General features: G+C 40.7%; 19 protein-coding genes and 2 pseudogenes. 18 read left to right on the top strand and 3 right to left on the bottom strand.

The features are described from left to right. The first annotated feature begins 168 nt into the window (after positions 1 to 168). From NLX67_RS08205 to NLX67_RS08175, 7 genes are all read left to right on the top strand, one after another. Positions 169 to 1,254 carry a LacI family DNA-binding transcriptional regulator gene (locus NLX67_RS08205; RefSeq protein WP_254311273.1) on the top strand — a complete coding sequence of 362 codons (1,086 nt, stop codon included), beginning with the start codon at positions 169 to 171 and terminating at the stop codon, positions 1,252 to 1,254. A gap of 63 nt (positions 1,255 to 1,317) precedes the next feature. Then, a complete protein-coding gene (locus tag NLX67_RS08200; protein WP_254311271.1) occupies positions 1,318 to 2,550 on the top strand; it encodes an ABC transporter substrate-binding protein in 1,233 nt (410 codons plus the stop codon). 157 nt (positions 2,551 to 2,707) lie between these two features. Beyond that, on the top strand, positions 2,708 to 3,541 hold the full coding sequence (locus NLX67_RS08195) for a carbohydrate ABC transporter permease (protein ID WP_254311350.1): 834 nt from the start codon (positions 2,708 to 2,710) through the stop codon (positions 3,539 to 3,541). Next, a complete protein-coding gene (locus NLX67_RS08190) occupies positions 3,541 to 4,359 on the top strand; it encodes a carbohydrate ABC transporter permease (protein WP_254311268.1) in 819 nt (272 codons plus the stop codon). The genes NLX67_RS08195 and NLX67_RS08190 overlap by 1 nt, the downstream gene beginning before the upstream one ends. Before the next feature lie 107 nt (positions 4,360 to 4,466). Then, positions 4,467 to 6,662: an alpha-galactosidase gene (locus NLX67_RS08185; RefSeq protein WP_254311348.1), complete on the top strand. Its 2,196-nt coding sequence runs from the start codon at positions 4,467 to 4,469 to the stop codon at positions 6,660 to 6,662. Beyond that, positions 6,663 to 8,123, top strand: coding sequence for a glycoside hydrolase family 32 protein (locus NLX67_RS08180; RefSeq protein WP_254311258.1), 1,461 nt, complete (start codon positions 6,663 to 6,665; stop codon positions 8,121 to 8,123). Between the two features lie 357 nt (positions 8,124 to 8,480). Continuing rightward, positions 8,481 to 8,789 carry an IDEAL domain-containing protein gene (locus NLX67_RS08175; protein WP_254311256.1) on the top strand — a complete coding sequence of 103 codons (309 nt, stop codon included), beginning with the start codon at positions 8,481 to 8,483 and terminating at the stop codon, positions 8,787 to 8,789. A 482-nt stretch (positions 8,790 to 9,271) separates the two neighbouring features. Here NLX67_RS08175 and NLX67_RS08170 read toward each other — a convergent pair whose 3' ends face one another. After that, the gene (locus NLX67_RS08170) at positions 9,272 to 9,709 is read right to left on the bottom strand and encodes a cell wall hydrolase (RefSeq protein ID WP_254311253.1); all 438 of its coding nucleotides are present in this window, start codon (positions 9,707 to 9,709) and stop codon (positions 9,272 to 9,274) included. A gap of 191 nt (positions 9,710 to 9,900) precedes the next feature. Between NLX67_RS08170 and NLX67_RS22760 the strand changes: the two are divergent. The 6 genes and pseudogenes from NLX67_RS22760 to NLX67_RS08145 all read left to right on the top strand — a co-directional run. After that, positions 9,901 to 10,026: pseudogene (locus NLX67_RS22760) on the top strand (hypothetical protein); the annotation flags it as partial. A gap of 139 nt (positions 10,027 to 10,165) precedes the next feature. Then, positions 10,166 to 10,324, top strand: coding sequence for an HPr family phosphocarrier protein (locus NLX67_RS08165; protein WP_309143119.1), 159 nt, complete (start codon positions 10,166 to 10,168; stop codon positions 10,322 to 10,324). An 18-nt stretch (positions 10,325 to 10,342) separates the two neighbouring features. After that, on the top strand, positions 10,343 to 10,468 hold the full coding sequence (locus NLX67_RS08160; protein WP_245618144.1) for a glycerate kinase: 126 nt from the start codon (positions 10,343 to 10,345) through the stop codon (positions 10,466 to 10,468). 47 nt (positions 10,469 to 10,515) lie between these two features. Further along, positions 10,516 to 10,734: a hypothetical protein gene (locus tag NLX67_RS08155; RefSeq protein ID WP_046181266.1), complete on the top strand. Its 219-nt coding sequence runs from the start codon at positions 10,516 to 10,518 to the stop codon at positions 10,732 to 10,734. Between the two features lie 234 nt (positions 10,735 to 10,968). Then, the gene (locus NLX67_RS08150) at positions 10,969 to 11,352 is read left to right on the top strand and encodes a spore coat protein (RefSeq protein WP_254311247.1); all 384 of its coding nucleotides are present in this window, start codon (positions 10,969 to 10,971) and stop codon (positions 11,350 to 11,352) included. 44 nt (positions 11,353 to 11,396) lie between these two features. Then, complete coding sequence (locus NLX67_RS08145; protein ID WP_254311245.1) at positions 11,397 to 11,828, top strand: spore coat protein; 432 nt, start codon at positions 11,397 to 11,399, stop codon at positions 11,826 to 11,828. A 497-nt stretch (positions 11,829 to 12,325) separates the two neighbouring features. Here NLX67_RS08145 and NLX67_RS08140 read toward each other — a convergent pair whose 3' ends face one another. Continuing rightward, positions 12,326 to 12,976: a YitT family protein gene (locus NLX67_RS08140; RefSeq protein WP_375143362.1), complete on the bottom strand. Its 651-nt coding sequence runs from the start codon at positions 12,974 to 12,976 to the stop codon at positions 12,326 to 12,328. Positions 12,977 to 13,167: 191 nt separating this feature from the next. On the opposite strand from NLX67_RS08140, the gene NLX67_RS08135 reads away from it, so the two are divergent. From NLX67_RS08135 to NLX67_RS08115, 5 genes and pseudogenes are all read left to right on the top strand, one after another. Then, on the top strand, positions 13,168 to 14,340 hold the full coding sequence (locus tag NLX67_RS08135; protein WP_256519727.1) for an MFS transporter: 1,173 nt from the start codon (positions 13,168 to 13,170) through the stop codon (positions 14,338 to 14,340). Between the two features lie 371 nt (positions 14,341 to 14,711). Continuing rightward, positions 14,712 to 15,149 (top strand): annotated as a pseudogene (locus NLX67_RS23195) (2-phosphosulfolactate phosphatase); the annotation flags it as partial. Between the two features lie 248 nt (positions 15,150 to 15,397). Continuing rightward, complete coding sequence (locus tag NLX67_RS08125; RefSeq protein WP_254311240.1) at positions 15,398 to 16,213, top strand: phosphosulfolactate synthase; 816 nt, start codon at positions 15,398 to 15,400, stop codon at positions 16,211 to 16,213. Positions 16,214 to 16,641: 428 nt separating this feature from the next. After that, entirely contained in the window at positions 16,642 to 17,043 is a 402-nt protein-coding gene (locus tag NLX67_RS08120) for a hypothetical protein (RefSeq protein WP_254311238.1), read from the top strand. Positions 17,044 to 18,318: 1,275 nt separating this feature from the next. Further along, positions 18,319 to 18,642 carry a hypothetical protein gene (locus NLX67_RS08115; RefSeq protein WP_254311237.1) on the top strand — a complete coding sequence of 108 codons (324 nt, stop codon included), beginning with the start codon at positions 18,319 to 18,321 and terminating at the stop codon, positions 18,640 to 18,642. 369 nt (positions 18,643 to 19,011) lie between these two features. Here NLX67_RS08115 and NLX67_RS08110 read toward each other — a convergent pair whose 3' ends face one another. After that, positions 19,012 to 20,235 (bottom strand): hypothetical protein, encoded by a 1,224-nt coding sequence (locus NLX67_RS08110; RefSeq protein ID WP_254311234.1) that lies wholly within the window; start codon positions 20,233 to 20,235, stop codon positions 19,012 to 19,014. Between the last annotated feature and the right edge of the window lie 214 nt (positions 20,236 to 20,449).

Here is a 20,449-nt window from a genome sequence, read left to right as displayed (position 1 = left end):
ATTCAATGAAAAACTATAGTATTTAGTAAACATAACTTAATTATGGAAGAAAATTCACTTTTTTTTAAATAATTTTAATAAATATATTGATTATAACCGTTATTTTTGATATATTCTAAATATAAATTTAGTAAACATAACTAAATTTAAAGTAAAGGTGGATAGGAAATGGCAACTATTAAAGAGATTGCATTGAAAGCAAACGTATCAACAGCAACGGTTTCTCGTATTTTAAGCAACGATCAAACGCTTTCTGTTACAGAAGATACAAGAAAACGGGTGTTTGAAGTGGCTGCAGAGCTAGATTATAAGCCGCCGAGGAAAAAAAACTCAAAATCAACAAATGGGCTAAACTCATCGGAATACACAATCGGCGTTATTTTAACTACTTCTGAAGAAGACGAATTTAACGACCCTTATTTTCAACAAATCCGACTCGGCATTGAAATGACATGTCAGCAATTTGGTTTAAAGATCGGCACTTTGCTGAGAGTAGAGAGAGATCAAATTTTTTCAGGTTTGAACGGTCTTGATGGACTTATCGTTGTTGGCGCAATCGATACAGAAGAGGTAGTCAGCCAGTATTATGAAAATAAAAACATTGTGTTTGTGGACAACTTTCCGGCAAACAAAAAGTACGATCTTGTGCGCAGTGACCTTAAAGGAGCAACTATTGAAGTGATTCACACACTTCTTGAATCAGGTCATCAGATGATTGGCTATATGGGCGGAAGTCATTCTATCAAATCCATTACCGGTGAAGCTGTTACAGAGGTAGATGAGATCCGCAAAGCAACATTTCAACAAGTGATGCAGGAAAAAGGTCTTTACAATCCGCAATACGTTTTAAAAGATCATTGGAATCCAAACGGAGGCTACCAATTGATGAAGGGGTTAATAGAAAAAGGAAACATGCCGGATGCCATGATTATTGGGAGTGACCCGATGGCTATCGGAGCGCTCCGTGCGCTAAATGAGGCAGGTATTCAGGTGCCTGAGGATCTTTCAGTGATTAGCTTTGATGACATTGAGAGCGCTGCCTTTTTAAATCCGCCGCTCTCTACTGTAAAAATTCATCCGGATGAACTGGGAAAAGCCGCTGTAAAGCTGCTTGCGGACCGTTTGATAACTAAACGAACTGTGCCAGTGGAAATGACACTGGGGACGGAACTTATTCTACGGAAAAGCAGCCGTAATAAGCAAAGTCAAAATGAAAGCGAGCAGATAAACGGAGATCTGTCAGAAAACTTCTAATCCTTTAAGTATTGTCCAACCATATTAATCATTTACTAATAAACTAACAGGAGAGTGGATCAGATGAAGAAAAAAACAGCTTTATTCATGACAGGAATTCTCGCTTTCTCAGGACTTGCGGCATGTTCAAATGGAGAAGGTGCTTCAGAAGACGGAAAAGTAGAAATTGAATTCTTTCAATATAAGACAGAAGCAAAAGGAACGTTTGATGAATTAATTACTCAGTTTGAAGAAGAAAACCCTACCATTGATGTTGTGCAATCTAACCCGCCTGATGCGATGACAGTTTTGAAAACAAGAATCGCTAAGCGGGACATGCCCGATGTCATTGGTATGGGTGCAGATGTGACCTTTAAAGAATTAGTTGACGCGAAAGCGGTTGCAGATATGTCAGACAGTCCTGCTCTTGAAGGCATTCAACCAGCTTATGTGCAAATGTTAAAAGATGTATCGGGTGCCAAAGAAGTCTATGGTGTGCCATATGCCGCAAATGCAGTAGGCGTTATTTACAATAAAGCTATTTTTAAAGAGTTGGGTCTTGAAATACCGCAAACGTGGGATGAATTTATTGCGGCAGCGGAAAAAGTAAAAGCTTCTGGAAAAATTCCATTTTACTTTACGTTTAAAGATGCCTGGACTACCCTTCCTTCTTACAATGTACTCGCTGCAAACACACAAGGGGAAGATTTCTTTAAACAGCTGAATGCTGGTGAAACGACGTTTGCTGAAGGACATAAAGAAGCAACAGAAAAATACTTGAAATTACTCGAAAATAGTCATCCAAATCAAGATGGAAAAGCTTATACAGATGGAAATACAGCGTTTGCAAATGGTGAATCAGCGATGTACCTGCAAGGCGTCTGGGCTATTCCTGAAATCAAAAAAGCAAACCCGGATATTGACCTTGGTGTTTTCCCGTTCCCTGTAACTAACACGCCGGGTGAATCAAAAGTGGTGTCAGGCGTTGATTTGCTTCTTGCAACGGCAGCAACAACGGAACATCCCGAAGAAGCCCAAAAATTTATTGAGTTTTTAACTTCTGATGAAGTAGCGAAAGAGTACATTGCCCAGCAAAATGCGTTTTCTGCTAAAGAAGGCATTGTACAGGAAGATCCGACGGTAGAAGGATTAAAAGAAAGCTTCGAAAAAGGAGCAGTGGTTGATTTTCCAGACCATTACATCCCATCAGCAGTAGGACTAGACAGACAGCTTCAAGTATTTGTAAAAGATCAAGATCCAGCAGCATACTTGAAAACATTAGATGCTGAATGGGCAAAGGTTGCAGACCGCAAATAATTATGGCCGGATAGGGGCCGGCAAGAAACCGGTTCCTATTTTCTAACAAAAGGAGATGACCTAAATGGCCCAGAAGCCTCTTTCACTTAGCCAGTCTGCTATTCCAGCTACTGCAAAGAAAAAACGATTTAATAAAAAGGACATTCCTTTTTACTTAATGACTCTTCCTGCCGTTCTTCTATTCGCTTTGTTCCACACATTCCCAGCTCTTCAAGGTGTTTATTATTCTTTCACAAACTGGGACGGCATTAGCTTTGTTTATGATTTTGTCGGATTTAAAAATTACATTAATTTGTTTAAAGACGGAAATATTTTAAACTCTTATCTATTTACATTTAAATTTGCGGTTCTCTCAACCATTCTGGTTAATGTGTTGAGTCTCGTGATTGCGCTAGGATTAAATTCGAAAATTAGAGGAAAGAACTTTTTCCGTGGCATTTACTTTTTGCCAAACGTTCTAGGTGTATTAATTGTCGGCTATATCTTTAATTACATTTTCGCTAACGTTATTCCGAAAATGGGGGAAACGTTAAATATCGGATTTTTATCAGTCAATATCTTGGGAAGTGAAAGTACAGCATGGATTGGAATTGTCATTGTGGCAGTCTGGCAGGCTTGTGCGTTTAATGTCATTTTATATTTGGCGGGGCTCCAAACCGTGCCAGCTGAATTGTATGAAGCGTCAAGCCTCGATGGTGCAAACAAATGGCAGGAATTCTGGAAAATTACGTTCCCGATGATTGCCCCGTTTTTCACGATTAATATGGTTCTGGCAATGAAAAGCTTTTTAATGGTATTTGACCAAGTGCTTGCTCTGACAGGAGGCGGCCCGGGACGCGCCACTGAATCGATTTCAGTTTTAATTTACAAAGGCGGTTTTGGTGGAGAATTCGCTTATCAGTCCGCAAACTCGGTCATGTACTTTATTGTTATTCTCGTTATTTCAGTTTTACAAATTAAAGTGCTGCAAAAAAGGGAGATGGATATGTAATGGCAAAGAAAACAAACTGGACAATTACATCACTGATTGCCATAGGGTCATTATTTATTTTGTTTCCTCTTTATATAGCAGTTTCCATTGCCTTAAAAACACCGCAGGAACTGGCGAAATCGCCTTTTTCACTGCCGACAGGCTTTCACTTTGAAAACTTTGCCAAAGCAATTGAAGCCACCAACTTTTTTAGCGCCTTTACCAACAGTGCGCTCATTACAGTTGTAACGGTTGTCTTTACGATTCTGACAAATTCACTGGTTGCTTATGCCATTGCCCGCAATATGCACCGCCGCGTATTCAAAGTAATGTATTATTATTTTGTTTCCGCTCTTTTTATTCCATTTCCAATTATTATGTTGCCGCTTGTTAAACAAGTATCGCTGTTTGGAATGGATAATCCAGGTGGTCTGATCTTTTTATACATTGTATACGGGGCGGCGCTGAATATCTTTATTTATGTTGGGTACATTCGTTCTATTCCGCTTGAGCTTGAAGAAGCAGCGATTATGGATGGATGCAGCACGTGGGGTGTATTTTGGAAAGTTATTTTCCCGCTGCTTTCGCCGATCAATGCCACAATCGGCATTTTAACATGCTTGTGGGCGTGGAATGATTTCCTTCTTCCGCTTATTATCTTAAGTGATCCAGCTGATTCTACGCTTCCGCTGGCACAGTACATTTTCCAATCGGAATTTGGCGCGGATTACAACTTGGCTTTTGCTTCTTATTTGTTGGCGTTGTCTCCAATGGTCATTGTGTATATTTTTGCTCAAAAATGGGTTATTGGTGGCGTTGTTCGAGGCGCAATCAAATAAAAAGTGTGATAGCTGCGGGACAAGCGTATACCTGCAGCTTTTTTACTCGATCAAATTAAACAGAGGTGAAAAACATGACAAACAACACATTAAAAAACGAAAAAAAAATGAGTATTCACTATATCGAATCAACTAAAACGTTTCACTTGCAGGCAGGTAACACAAGTTATGTGATGCAAGTAGTCAACGACGGTTTTTTAGCACACTTGTACTGGGGACGAAAAGTAAGTGACTATCGTTTTGCCAATTATCTGCAGTATGCCGACCGCGGATTTTCCGGAAATCCATATCCGTCAGAAGACCGGACCTTCTCGCTCGACACACTGCCGCAGGAATTTCCGGTATACGGCACAACGGATTACCGGGCACCGATTGTACAGGTGCAGTTAGAAAACGGCACGACAATTACCGATTTCCGCTATGATTCTCACCAAATTGTGAACGGAAAGCCGTCACTCGAAGGACTCCCGGCTACATATGTAGAGTCAGATGAAGAAGCAGCTACGTTAGAAATCACTTTAAAAGATAAACTGTCAGGCATGAAAGCGATTCTTTCATATACGGTCTTTGAAGGCCGCAACGTAATGACGCGATCAGTCCGGTATATTAATGAGGGTACTGAATCGCTTCGCTTGCTGCGTGCCATGAGTGCAAGCCTTGATTTCCGTGATGATGATTTTGACTTTCTGCAGCTGAGCGGCGCCCATGTCCGGGAGCGCCATATTGAACGGCAGCCGCTTCGCTCCGGCACGCAGTCGGTGGAAAGCCGCCGTGGCGCGAGCAGCCATCAGCTCCATCCGTTTATCGCGCTGCTCCGCAAAAATGCCGATGAGCAGCATGGGGACGTATACGGCTTCAGTTTTGTGTACAGTGGCAACTTTTTAGCACAGGCAGAAGTGGATCCGTTCGATAATACGCGTGTGACAATGGGCATCAATCCGTTTGATTTTGCATGGAAGCTTGAAGCAGGAGAATCATTCCAGGCACCGGAAGTCGTCATGGTGTATTCGCATGAAGGGATTGGCGGAATGTCGAGAGCGTATCATGACCTATACCGGACCCGACTGGCCCGCGGCGAATTCCGTGACAAGGAACGGCCTATTCTCATTAATAACTGGGAAGCCACGTACTTTAATTTCGATGCGGAGAAAATCGAAGCAATCGCTAAGGCGGGGAGCGAACTCGGCATTGAATTGTTTGTTTTGGATGACGGCTGGTTCGGCCAGCGGGATGATGATAAAACATCGCTCGGCGACTGGTTTGTAAATAAACAAAAGCTGCCGAACGGGCTGGAGGATTTAGCAGACCGGGTCCGGAAGATGGAGATGGAATTCGGCCTTTGGTTTGAGCCGGAAATGATTTCGGTGGACAGTGCGCTGTACCGCCAGCATCCAGACTGGTGCCTGCACGTACCGGGCGCGTCCCGGTCGGAAAGCCGCAACCAGCTGATTCTAGATTTTTCGCGTGAAGATGTGTGCGAGTATATTATCAAATCGGTCTCAGCTATTTTAGCCAGTGCACCGATTACATATGTGAAATGGGATATGAACCGCCACATGACGGAAATCGGGTCGGCACTGTTGCCAGCGGACCGTCAGCGTGAAACCGCTCACCGCTATATACTGGGATTATATAACGTGATGGAAAAAATCACTACGTCTTTTCCGCATATTCTATTTGAAAGCTGCTCGGGTGGCGGAGGACGTTTTGATCCGGGCATGCTGTATTACATGCCGCAAACATGGACAAGCGATAATACCGATGCGGTGTCCCGCTTGAAAATTCAGTACGGAACAAGCTTAATTTATCCAATCAGTTCAATGGGTGCCCATGTATCTGCTGTTCCAAATCATCAGGTAAACCGGACGACTTCATTAAAAATGAGAGGAGACGTAGCGGCATCGGGCAACCTGGGCTATGAACTGGATTTAACGAAGCTGAGCGCAGAAGAAAAAGAAGAAGTAAAGCAGCAAGTGAATGATTATAAGCAAATTCGTTCACTCGTACAGTTTGGCGACTTTTACCGCCTGCTCAGCCCGTTTGAAGGCAATGAAACGGCTTGGCTGTTTGTCAATAAAGAAAAAACGGAAGCCGTTGTCTCTTATTTCCGCGTACTTGATGCGCCAAATGCACCATTCAGGTCCTTTACTATGGAAGGTCTTGATCCGAACAAAAAATATCATATTCAAGAAACTGACGAGGTCGTTGGAGGAGATGAATTGATGTATGCAGGTATAGCGATTCCTGCAAACTTAAGTGGAGACTTCCAAAGTCTTGTCTGGCATTTAAGGGAGGCAAAGTAAATGAATGAAGTAAGAGACAAAAACAATGAGTTATTCCAGAAGGATATCGAAAAAGCAGCAAACAGCCCGTACCGACTCGGATATCATATTATGGCGCCGGCACGCTGGATCAATGACCCGAACGGGCTGATCCAGTGGAATGGGGAATATCATGTGTTTTATCAGCATCATCCGTTTGATGTAAAGCCGGGTTCAATCCACTGGGGCCATATGAAAAGTAAAGACCTTGTTCATTGGGAGCATTTGCCGATTGCGATTGCACCAGATGAAGAATACGACAAAAGCGGCTGCTTTTCCGGCAGTGCAGTGGACAATAATGGCGTGCTGACGCTTGTATACACTGGCCATGTGGACGAAGACGGTGTTATTACCGAAACGCAGTGTATTGCGGAAAGCAAAGATGGCATTCATTTCACGAAGCATCCGCAGAACCCGGTCATTGCCCATCCTCCGGAAGGCGCGTCCCATGATTTTCGTGACCCGAAAGTATGGCAGCATAACGACAAGTGGTATATGGTGATTGGCAGTCAGAAAAACAAGCTTGGCAACGTTCATTTGTACGAGTCAGACAATTTGCTTTCCTGGACAGACCGCGGTGCTATTGTGAAAAGTGACGGAAAGCTCGGTTTTATGCTCGAATGCCCCGATTTTTTTGAACTAGAAGGAAGACACGTGCTGGTCTTCTCACCGCAGGGTGTGGCAGCAGAAGGAGATCGTTATCAAAACTTATATCAAACAGGTACGTTGATTGGCGCATTTGATTACGAAACAGCTGAGTTTAAGCACGGTGAATTTACAGAGCTTGACGCGGGGTTTGATTTTTACGCCGCTCAGACATTTAAAGACGATAATGGACGCCGTATCCTCTTTGGCTGGATGAATATGTGGGAAGCAGATATGCCTGAGCGGGTGCATGGCTGGGCGGGTGCGCTGACAGTTCCGCGCGAATTAACATTTAATGAAGCCGGCAAGCTACTGATGAAGCCGATGGAAGAATTGAAATTGCTTCGCGGCGAAAAATCCGCTTTCGGACCGAAAATGGTATCAGAAACTGAAAAACTAGACGTCGCGGGAGACCGCCTGGAATTGATCGCTGAGTTTACAAAGGGAACAGCCGCTTCATTTGGCTTGAATGTCCGCTGCTCAGCTGATAGCGAAGAAAAAACAGTCATTCGCTTTGATACAGCAGAAGAAAAAATCATCGTAGACCGCAATCAGTCAGGCACAGGAGAAGGCGGCATCCGTAAAGCTAAAGCGGACAGCGGCGGTATGATTACATTGCATATCTTTATTGACCGCTCATCAATTGAACTGTTTGTAAATAACGGCGAAACTGTGATGACAAGCCGCATTTATCCGAAATCGAGTAGCAATGGCATTGAATTGTTTGCGAACGGCGGAGAAGCAAAATTGCTTTCTTTGCAGGCATGGACACTTAAGGATGTTTGGCACAACCAGTAAGGAGATTTTGTCCAAAGCCGCGTTTTTATTTCAAAAAAAGGGGATGACCATGATACAAAAACAAATTGTTATTGGATTAATTCCAGGTCTTGAGTCAAGGATCGCTTCTTAGTTTGTTAAAAAAGCTTCCTCATTCGGCAATGAAATTTTTTGATCAAAAAGGTAGATGGTGCACGCCCAATTTCATTGGCGATCGCTCGAATCGAATAACCCAGCCCACCCAGTCCTAGCATGGTTTTTTTAAAAGGAATCATAACATCTAAAAAGACTGTTTCTTTAAGAAAATAAGGGAAATTATTAGATTAAAGTAGTGGAATCTGTGTACATGAGCGAATGTGATTTTAGGGAAGTGAAAAAATGAAGAACAAAGCAAAGTTTAATGTCGGTCATTGGGTACAGGGCGAAACATGGGATAAACAGAGAATTTGCGGTTACGTTATAAATATAGAAAACCCTGAAGACATTGCAAAAGTATATATTGTTGACTCTATTAATAAAGAACTGCCAGGGCGTATGATTCGTGTTCTGTCCAAATCACTCCAAAAAGTGCCGGAGCAGGCACCTGCTAAAGCAGCACTTGAACAGCTGATTGACATAGCCCTTTTAACAAAAGACGAAGAATGGTTTAAGCAGCTGTCAAAGCAACTTTGTGAAATGGGAGTATAGTATTTCTAAATGTATCTATTTTTGTTTTGTGAAAAAAATGGTTTTAAAAGAGACGCTTTTTGATGAAATTAACCCACATTCCTTTATTTGAGCACGCAAGGTATCGATTTGAAAAACTGAATAGTGGTTGAAAAAACACTGAATTAATTGTAAGGTCAAGCATATCACGCTCCGCTTACTGTGTTTGTATATTGAGGGGCTTCCATTGCTTAGTTTCGAAATCACCAATCTATATCCCTATAAATTTCCGAAAGAAACTGCCCCTCAATTGTGCCCTTTTCGAAAGGCTCTGTTAAAGGCCATTGTTGATATTTGATGCCTATCCGAGTTGTTGTTATAATCCCTATAAAAACAAGTGTTCGGGTGGGTGAGCAAAGCGTTTAGTAACTTGTTAAAGCATATCGGCAAGCAAATTGTCACATACAGATAAAGAACGCCTGATGTTGTGCTGGAAAGGTTAAAAGCTTACTCAAAGAGTAAGCTTAACTATAAACATTATCACATGTTCCAGGTGCTGGTTCATAATAACAATGATTTTTATATTGACCAGCAAAAGGTTGACCGTACCATGTTGGAGGGCATGGAGCATATGGATTAAAATACCAAAGAGCATATTTCGCTGGGTGATTTCTCCAATAATCCAAATTCTGTTTGGCTAATCTTCTTTCGGCTTCTCTTGACTTCTGATAAAACAAAGTCCCTTTTTGAACAGCTTCAAAGGAATAATTACTTCCTTGTATTTGATAAATAACCTGGGGAATTGTTCTTAAATTTTCAAAGTCTGAACAATCTGCTTTAAGACGATTCACAATGACATTTCCAACGTATAACATTCCCTGTTTTCCTTCGCCTTCAGCTTCTGCTCTCATCATCCTTGCCATTAAGTCAACGTCCGAACTTCGGTAACCTACTCTTGGCATTTTTTCACCCCCAAAATATAGTATGAAAAAAAGCCTGCATTGGTCTAGACTTTTTTCAAATAAAATCACCTTTCATCTTACGTCTCCAAATATAGTTAGGATGACCTTCTTTTTTATGAAATGATATAATATTCCCTTACATAAATAAAAAATTGTGAAGTAGTCTATACCTTCCTATAAACTAATGAAACGTGATTATACCAACGAAAGTACCACGCTATGCTCTTCAAAACGCAGCATCTGTCGCAGCTCTGTTCTTAACAACAGAAGCTGTTGTAGCAGACAAGCCAGAACCAGCTGGTGCAGGCATGATGTAATACATCCCCCGAAAAAGCGTCAAACCTTGATTTATCAGGGTTTGGCGCTTTTTTAATTTCTTCCTAATCAAAAAAACTCATAGCAAGAAAATATATTGTTTTTCGACCCTTCTAAATCTAAACCGCCGTATGGGAAATTATGAAGCAAACAATAAATTTATTGAGGTGCAAGATGGTACACAAAACCTTCTCTATTGCGGATAAAGCAGGAATTCATGCCCATCTTGCTTCAATGCTTGTACCAACCGCTTCAAAATTTAATTCTGAAATTTCATCTCCTTACTTATTCTCAAGGTAGATAAAGGAGGTGCTCCTTATGAAAGTGCTATTTGCCATTGATTCGTTTAAAGGAAGTATTTCTTCTTTAGAAGGCAGCAAGACCATTTCTCAAGGCATAAAGATGGTAAAAAAAAAACTACTGCCGTTTCCTCCTGGCGGATAACTGCATACATTGATATGAAGTGAATATCAAGAAAGGGAGTGGTATAGATGAGTGATTCACCTAAAAGTCCAAAAGTACTTTCCGACAAAGTCATTGATTTGCTTGTAAGTAATACCTTTCAAAAAAACGGGGTCAATATAGAGAAAGCCAAACAAAAGTTATCAGACGAACAGAAACAAGTGTTTAAAGAATTAGTAGAAGATCTGGCTAAGCAAGTGGACTCGTTTGTTAAACAGCCGTCCTCCAAACAAAAGGATTCAAAATAAATATTTTGTTTTCTAAAATCGCCTGTTTATAGGCGGTTTTTTATTTTTTTTTGAAACAGTTACATACGCCGTTACCTAAAGACTGATGACCTCATACGGTATTGTATAACATGAAAAAGGAGGTTTATTAGGACTATGTCAAAATATCAGGACGAGAACGAGTCCACTGAGAAGAAGTGCAACTGTAAGAAGTGTCAGAACAAAAATCGGCAGGGTGCACAAGATGACGAGAATATGCGCGATGATGCAGAGGTTTTGCAGGATGGGAATCAGAATTCCTTCATCGACCAAGAATCCGATGAACTAGTATGGATTAAAGATTCATGCAATATTGAAGTTCATTCAACAGACACGCAAGCAGCCGTTTCTCTTCAAGTGGGCTTGCAGCTAGCCATTGCTTTAGTGATCAGCATCACTGTTGGCGATTCAGATGAAGGCCAAACTGTAGCGCAAGAACTTCTCCAACAACTTGATGTTGAGCAAGTGAACAAACAGAAAATTATTATTGAAAATTCAAAAGACGTCACTATCACAACGACTGACACAGACTTGGCTGTCAACATTCAGGCACTCCTAGAAGTGCTGCTTGCATTAGTGGCTACATTAGACGTTTTGTAATCAAAAGCCCTTTTTTTATTAAAAAATCGAGAGAGGTGAATAACATGAGTGAGAAAAAGTGGAGAGCATTGGATCATTGGGATAACAACAGTAATGAAAACGATGCAGACGTTATGCAGGAAGCGGATCAGTCAGCTGCTACTGAACAGAAGTCCTTCGAATGGATCATCGTTAAAGATTCTGAAGATGTGGAGGTCCAAACAACAGATACGCAAGCAGCGTTATCCTTGCAATTAGGAATCCAGGCAGCCATCGCCGTCGTCATCAGCATCACTATTGGTGATACGGATCAAAGCGAAGCCGTGCTTCAGGAACTCAAGCAATTCATGAAGACGAACCAACAAAATACTCAAAAAACGGTCATTGAAGGGTCAAAGCATGTAAAAGTTACAACAACTGACACAGACTTGGCCGTAAATATCCAAGCATTACTTCAAATCCTCGTGGCCATTGTGGCCAAACTAGATGTTTTGTAATAGTTAGACGAGTTCAGAAAGAGAGGATATAGGTCAGTACATGGTCGAATAGTTAAGCAAGATAAACAAGAGAGCCATGGAGGCTGCTTAGAATCCTTGCACTTTCATATATTCACGTATTTTGTTAGATGCTTGTCCGAAATATTTGCAATTTTTTGTGTGCCATATTCTCTGGCCAAAAATCTGCAAAATCTATTTATTCCATCAAAATATCGTTCGTACATTTTAAAGCTGCCCTGCCAGCTATGGCGGGCATTTTTCTATTTCTGCTAATTTCCATTTAAAATGAAAGTAGAAATCTTGATTTAAAGCCGTTTTTTAAACGCATTTCTTCCTGTTTTATAGGCAGCATGATGTAATATTTCATCCATCAAAAAAAGCGTTAAACCTTGATATAAAAAGGGTTTAACGCTCTTTTATTTTTTGGCTGCGAAAGAGGCAACTTTCATATAGGCGCTACATAAAAGTTTGTACGTTCAAGCCTTGTGAATAAGCCGTTATTTCTTACGCCAGACGAAATCAAAAGTCAGTATATTTCTAGGGAGAATAGCATTATATAACCAACTGATCACTCTCGTGGAGATCCATTGACAGATGATGGCTTGAACAACAATTTCCCACGCTATCACATACGCTGTTATGCAAAAAATAACACCATTGATCCAAAACAATGGTTTGCCGGGACTGACTTTCTTATATTTGGAAATGATTAAGGCGATGACCCCGACCCCTCCGTTTGAAACTCCCTGCCTGAGGAGAACAGCAACGCCCGTGCCAAAGAAGACAGAACCGAATAGCAGATCAATCCATACATTTGCAAGAGGCGTGTCCACATAAACGGTAAAGATGTTGACAGAAATTGAAGTGAATGTAATGCCGAGAAGAGTACCGAGCGCACTGATGCCCCCTAAATAATGGACGGCAAATAACAGCATGGAAGAGTTAACCATCCACAATGCAATACTCAGCGGAATATGAAACCAATAATTCAGCAGCACGGAGAAGCCGGCTCCCCCGCCGGAAGGAATAAAATGTGGAAATAAAAATACACCCATTGCGAATCCCTGCATAACCGCTCCCACAATAACCAGGAAGTACTTTCTGAATAAAAAAAGGAAGGCTGGTGCGGCATATAAACTGCCATTGATTTTCACAAGAAATCATCCTCAATTAAATATGGAATGGCCTGCTAATCCCGCTCTTCTAGTGTATGCTTCCCTGTATAAAAAGAATACATAAGGAAATCATACATTTAATTAGCGAAAAAAGGTCAAGTGATGATTGGGGTGCAGATGTGGAAAAAGATGCAGCAAAAGTAAGCAGATGGTGTGTTATAAGTATGGCCTCTATTCCCCTCGTAATGACGCTCGGAAATTCCATGCTTATACCGGTATTGCCTATATTGGAAAGAAAGGTTGGGATTTCTTCCTTTCAATCGAGCATGATCATTACCAGCTATTCCGTTGCAGCTATTTTTCTTATCCCTATAGCGGGGTATTTATCAGACCGGCTCGGCCGGAAAAAAGTCATTTTGCCGAGTTTGGTCCTTGCATTAATTGGGGGACTGATTGCCGGGTTTGCTTCGTGGAAAATGGAAGATCCGTACACGTGGATTATTATCGGCAGGATTCTGCAGGGAATTGGGGCCTCAGGGGCAATGCCGATCATACTGCCTTTAGTGGGCGATCTGTATAAGGATGACGCTGAAAAAACAAGCTCGTGTTTAGGAACCATCGAAACGTCAAATACGTTTGGAAAAGTATTAAGTCCCATCCTAGGTTCAGTATTTGCCGCTTTTTTATGGTTTCTGCCGTTTTTCGCTATTTCTATTTTCAGCTTAATTTCTATAGCATTAGTTTTTTTCTTTATTAAAGCACCGAAAGAAAAAGAGAAGCCAAAAAAGTTCAAGGAATTTTTAAACAATACGAAAAAGACACTCAAAAAAGAAGGGAAATGGCTTTTTACTGTATTCCTTCTTGGATTTTTTACGATGCTGGTGCTATTTAGCGTTTTGTTTTTTTTATCTGATAACCTGGAAAAAGTGCAGGATATTAAAGGGATAAAGAAAGGGTTCGTGTTAGCCATTCCGCTTTTTATACTTTGTATCGTTGCTTTTGTTACGGGCCGCAAAATTAAAGGGAATTTACCGACGATGAGAAAAATCATCATCATTTGTTTAATTCTTTTATCGATCAGTGTTGTTTTTGTCGGCTTTGTCAGTAAGCAGCTTATTCTCCTCTTAATTGTTACCAGTATCCTGGGAGTGGCCATGGGTGCGTTAATGCCCGTACTTGATGCCATTATTACAGAAAATATCAAAAAAGAGGAAAGAGGCACGATCACTTCTTTTTACAGCGCGGCCCGATTTGCCGGAGTGGCAGCAGGTCCGCCGATTATGTCTCTTATCATGAAAGATTATCTCAATATTGGTTATATTACGGCAGGTGTACTAGGACTGGTCCTTTTATTTATTGTGATCAAGTTTATTAAAGTCGAGGAAATCGAAAATTAATGTACCCGTTTACTAAAAAGGACCGAACAGCTGATTGGGCTGTACAGGTCTTTTTTTAGTTTGGTTTACTTTATTCCCTTCCTTAAACAAAACAGGTCTTGTAAGCCCGATTGGTTTGATTAAACTGATCGATTTTCTAACCTCCATGTAAATGAATGAGAAACTAGGTAAAGTCCTAAATACAGTGTATTCAGCCCAAGGAAAATAGTTCAAATAAACGGGTGTGTGACATACCAGTCAAAATAAAAAATCAAGAACCATCTGAAAAACACGAGAATAAATTAGGTATATGCTGATAAATAGAGATGGGAGGCCGGTTCAAATCCGAGCTTAGCAGTAGAGGCAAGAACATGTAAAGAGGAGAGGAGCAAATGATGGCAGTTAAGATTTATCAGGGCCACTCTCACCATTTGACCCGCGCCGATGTAAATGTTGTTATTGATGTGATACGCGCTTTTACTTTTGCCCACTATGCTTTTATAAGGGGGGCAAAAGAAATTTTGCTTGCAGAGACAATCGATTCAGCCTTCCATTTGAAGGAAAAACATCCTGAATACATGCTGGCCGGTGAAGAGAAGGGGCTGCCTATTACCGGGTTTGACCTTGACAATTCCCCTCAGAGCCTTCTTGAAGCGGATTTGGCAGGGAAGACGCTTGTCCAGAAAACAACGAATGGAGTGAGGGCTGCATTGAATGCTTTAAATGCAAGGCATGTATTTGTAACTGGTTTTTCTAATGCAAGAACAACAGCAGAATACATTAAAAAAACGTATGGGGCGGATCAAAAAATCCAAATCATCGCTTCTCATCCTACTGGAGATGAAGATCTTGCCTGTGCGGAGTATATGAAGGATATCATTGAGGACCGGGAATGCCAGCTTGTGACGTGGCCCGCTCCCAGAATAAAAGGATCAGAAGCGGCCCAAAAATTTTATGATGACAGCAGGCCGGAATTTAAAAGCGGAGATATTGATTTGTGTGTGGAAGAGCTGGAATTGGATTTTTTAATGAAAGTGAATCAGGAAAATGATTTATCAAAAATTGTGGGGGTGGCGGTATGATCTATACGGGGCTCAATCTGCCGGAAAGAACCAGTAAACCGAGGATGGATGGAATTACCGTACTGATTGATAATGGGGTTCCCTTGCGCTTTTTTGAAGATACCATCAACAGTTCAGGCCAATATATAGATTTTGTAAAATTCGGCTGGGGAACATCGGTTGTGACCAAACATTTAGAAAAGAAAATTGCCTGTCTTCATGAAAATGGCGTGAATTTCTTTTTCGGCGGGACGTTATTTGAGAAGTTTATCAGCCAGAATAAAGTGAGTGAATTCGAAAGGTTTATTCGGAAATTCAACTGCAAATATATTGAAATATCAAATGGAACAATGGACATGGCCAACAGTGAGAAAGCCTTATACATTAAAAATTTTTCAAAGGATTTTATTGTTTTTAGTGAAGTTGGCGCAAAGGACAGTATGAAAGCTATGAGCCAGAATGCATCCGAATGGGTTGAATGGATTTTGGAGGATCTGGAGGCTGGCTCCGCAAAGGTCATAACCGAAGCCAGGGAAAGCGGCACCAGCGGGATTTGCCGGGGTAATGGAGAGATGAGGCTGGAAATTATAGATAAAATCATAGAAGCCAGGATCGATTTGAAAAAAATGATTTTTGAAGCACCATCAAAAAAAATGCAGACCACTTTTATTAACATTGCTGGACCGAATGTCAACCTCGCCAATATTTCGTTCGCGGACCCGATTCCGCTGGAAACGTTGAGACTTGGACTCAGATCTGACACGTTTTATTTAAGTGAAGAGTATGCACTAAGTGAAGAGTATACAGTAAGTGAGAAATATGAAGTCAAATAAGGGAGGGGCAATAAAGTTTTCCATCTTGTGACTAAGCATTATTCAACGTTAACCAGTTGGGGTGTGCAGACGGAAAAATTCCGGCTCAGGCTGTTGACAAACGCCCGCTTTCGGCATCACTTGCCATGCGTGAATGCTCATGATCCCCAAACGGTCACTCCGCTTCCCGCCCGGAGGCGTTCCTGGAAAGACAACCGTTTTCAATCAGCCTGCTTTCTTGCTTTGTCCACGCTTTGAGCCGGGAAAATTCCGGCTTTTTTCTTTTCCTCCATTTAATAAGAATCCCTCTTAATATTGAAAGCAGCAGCAGGAAGGAATTTAAAAAAGGCGGAGATTAGCAGCTGTCAGGTATTGTAGGAATTTGATGAACGATTCATGTAGGTTTATCCCTTTTTATCTAGAAATATGTAGAGGAAAGGGGGAGTTGGATGGAAGAGTGGAAACCATTATTGGTGGAACGAGTAAGCAACATTATTACAAGCAAACGAACGACTAACTTTGAAGAAGCTGCGTTGTTGTTTGAGATGCGGTTTAACATGTTAACCCAAGAAATTGTAGAGAAAGATGCTTCTGTAGTTAAGATTGATAGATATGAGGGAAAAGGCGCTTTTTTCTCCATTCTCAATTACCAATTAGATTTACTGAAAACGGATAAGGCTATTGAAGTTAGAATAGGCACTGAAAGCAATTTGGAGCCGATAGCCGAGATAAGATTCGAAAATGGCTTTGCAGTTGTTGAAGTGAATACGGTTAATAAGAAGCATTATCTGAGTGAAAAAAGCATTGATTCTTTATTTAAAAAAGCTTTTTCAGTACTAATTAAGGAATAAAAAGCACCTCATGAAGGTGCTTTTTATTTGGTTTAATGGATATTAAATGATAAATTGGTAAACTTATATTAATAAGGAAAGTACCATAACCTAGATTATCACCAGTTACGAAGAAATCTAAACAACACGAAAAAAAAGCCACAGGGACGCCGCAGCAAAAAGAAATCGCATGAGTTAGGTTGCAATGAGTGATGAGGTGTCCGAGGTGTCTACACCGTCGCATATTAATCGGTACCTGCTGCGGAGGAAATATAAACTATATAAAAAAAGCGGCCCGTCAGTAGCCACTTGAATTAGATATCCGTATTAGAAACGTAAAAGAGCGCAGCTACCCGTTATGGTAGTGACGCTTTCAAAATAATGCCTATTAGGAGAAGTTAAATCAATATATGTGTGGCTTGGCCGCTTTAGTACATCCTAACTCCGAATCGCAACGGTAATGATTTCGTATGCAGGACGCGAATACGCACGATATGGCCGCTGCGATGTGTTGGAAGCAAATATTCTTTATATAACGTAATGTACAGGAGGATTGCGATGCGTGGCGATCCCTAGCGCGGAATTCTAAAAACCTACGATACATCTTCTTTCGTCTACTGTAGGTAACCGCCCAGCTGCTCTTAAGAACATTCGGTTAAATTCGTAAACTCTTCTTAGTTCACACGCTGTAAACACGTTTCTAACTTGTGTCGTTTCAAATCCAGTATGACAGTAACATTGATGACGACGCTGCCAACAACTTGAACCCATATTTCCTCCCTCCCTTTCTTTGAATTACATTATATTATTCAGAAAAAAAGCAAACTGGAAGGACTAACAACATAGTTTAGATAATTGTTTTCTATTAAATAAACCAACTCCCGCGGCAATTCTCCGTAAATAAGCACAATGTAGCCTCCGCGTTGTACTATATTGCACATTTCACCGGCTGCAGGGTCCTGGCGCGGACCGGCTGCGGAAAACTCAGGGGGTTGATTTATTTCCGAACGTTTCCGTTTTATGGCTATTTCCGAGGGGTTAACATTAGGCATGGCGCAAGGGCTATCGTCTATACATAAACGCTGTACCAGTCGCCGATGATGACACCTTACAAACGTTGATGTAGCGTGGATGTATAAGAAATGAATAATGCGTAGTTAGTACGTAGTTAAAGAACGTTGATGTGGCAAGGGTTGAGACGATATGATGTTTACGTAATGTTAAATGTCAGATACAACAAAGGCGGATCAAAAGCCTTAACTGAATACACTAATTTTGTGAAGGAGTTGATCGAGCGTGTCGAAAAAAGCTAAATTTGCGGGACTATTAAATGAAGAAGAAACACCAATTACAAAAAAGAAAGAAGATGTTTTAAATTCAATATCAAGCAATACAGAAATACAGAAAACTGTAAATACACCAGAAAAGAAAAAAGTAACTTATGAATTGAATATAGAGCTTCATAAAAAGCTAAAGTTATTTGCTGCTATGAATGACAAAACGATGACCCAAGTAGTTGAATCGGCAGTAAAAAAGTACATTGAAGATCACAAAATTCAAGAGATATATTATAAATTTGAAATAAAGGAGTACAGGAATATAGGGATAGGGAATTTGTAAATATAATAAAGTGATTTGATTCTGGAGCATTTTGCGGATCAGATTGAGGAAGCTTAAATGAAGACAACTTAAAAATCCCGCTGAAGGAATAATAAATTCAGCGAGGTTTTTGTTTTGGTTACTGCTATTTGTGATATGGCCCTCCTTAACGGTTATATCAGTGTTTATTCTTTTTCAAAACAAAATCGGGCTCTTCACGAGCACTTCTGAAGTGGCATTTCATTTATTCTAGAGACTGTCATACCTGGCAGTTCAAGAGCTAAAGAATTATTCACTGCAAGACATGTGGCTTGCTCTGAAGGGGCTTTGAAATTGATTGCTATTAAGTTACTTAAGAAGTTCAATAAATTAGATATTTAAAGGAAGAACTCATGTTACAACCACAGGAATAGTTATTTTTCCTCCAGCAGTCGATAGAATCGTAACATTCGCTGGAACGCTAATGAGATTTAGTGTCAACACACCGTCAACTGGAATAGGTAATTCGCCTTTTCCCAAGTCTGCTACCGTTAAGATGATTGGATTAATGGAATCGCTTGAGGATGCTTCAATTGTGAGAATTTGAGCGTCGTTATCATAATTTGCAGAAGCTGATATAAAGTCGACTGGGACTGATTCTTTGATGCTTGCAGGGTTATTATCACTAACATTTGTAACTGTCACCGTGCTAGGCGGGTTTTCACTTATATAAGAAACACGAACAAAATAAAGTCCGTTTTCACCTTCCAATCTTGTAGGATTAACCCCCCTTCCAGCTACTTCAATTTCTTGCGGCGTAACATCTGATATAGCAAACACATCCAATAAGCCGCCAGAACTTTCACTCTGCGTGTAAGATGTTCTTACCACATCAACACCCGAAATAGTAGAGAGTTTTCCTAATAAGGCAAAGTCTCTTGTTTCAATACAGTTATTAGGATTAATTCCTCGTGTAGTTGAACGGTCTGGTGATCCAATGCCAATTCCAGGCCCTTCAATTCTAAATATATTTTGAGGTTCACCAAAACGATCAACAAGCAAACTTCCAATAACGGGATGCAGTACATTGGGGTCACCAATATACCCTTCTGGAGCTAGCGGCAGCACACGGGGATCCCATTGTAAAAACGGATGGACACGACTGGTCAACGCAAGTTCAAAATTCCCGCCATTTAATCCACCTATATCTTCTGTAAAATTGATTTCACCAAATCCTTCTCCATCTGGCTCAGCAATGAAAGTATCTACTCCATACGGGTGTGTTACCGTATATTCCTCATTGGGCTGTAATCCTGACACACGAATTCGCACACGTCCGAATACGATTTGTTCCCCTGCCCTAGGTATTCCACTAACAAATGTTGATTCTAATGCTAAAACAAGTCTTGCCCTTTCCCCTGTGCCAGTTTCCATTTCGGCTTCGGTTAAAAAATAAAAGGCTTCACCTGGGTAATTATCTGGAAAAGAAACAGGCTGTCCAGGGTTAGGTAAATCAGCACGGCTAAGGCCGGAAAACGGATCATCTGGATCTATGTTCATTTGTAGACTTAATCCATTCTCATCTTTATACCATACAGGAAATCCATCTAACGCATTAACTGGACCTTTCTTCATATAATTCCTCCTTAAAACAAAATTTATAGAATAATAAAACCTGGAATCGAATAACAAAAAGCTATTTACAACTCTTTCCTACTATTATTAAATGAGAAACGGAAAGAAAAGGTGCTGAAAAAAACGAATATTTTTGGTCGGGGAGTATGGAACAGGTTAGTCGAGAAAGCAGCAAAAACTTCGTTATTAAAAAAGAGTCTATTAAAAAACATTC

The organism is Domibacillus sp. A3M-37, from assembly GCF_024213455.1.
Lineage (GTDB): Bacteria > Bacillota > Bacilli > Bacillales > Domibacillaceae > Domibacillus > Domibacillus tundrae.
This window is presented reverse-complemented; position numbering and strand designations above follow the sequence as displayed.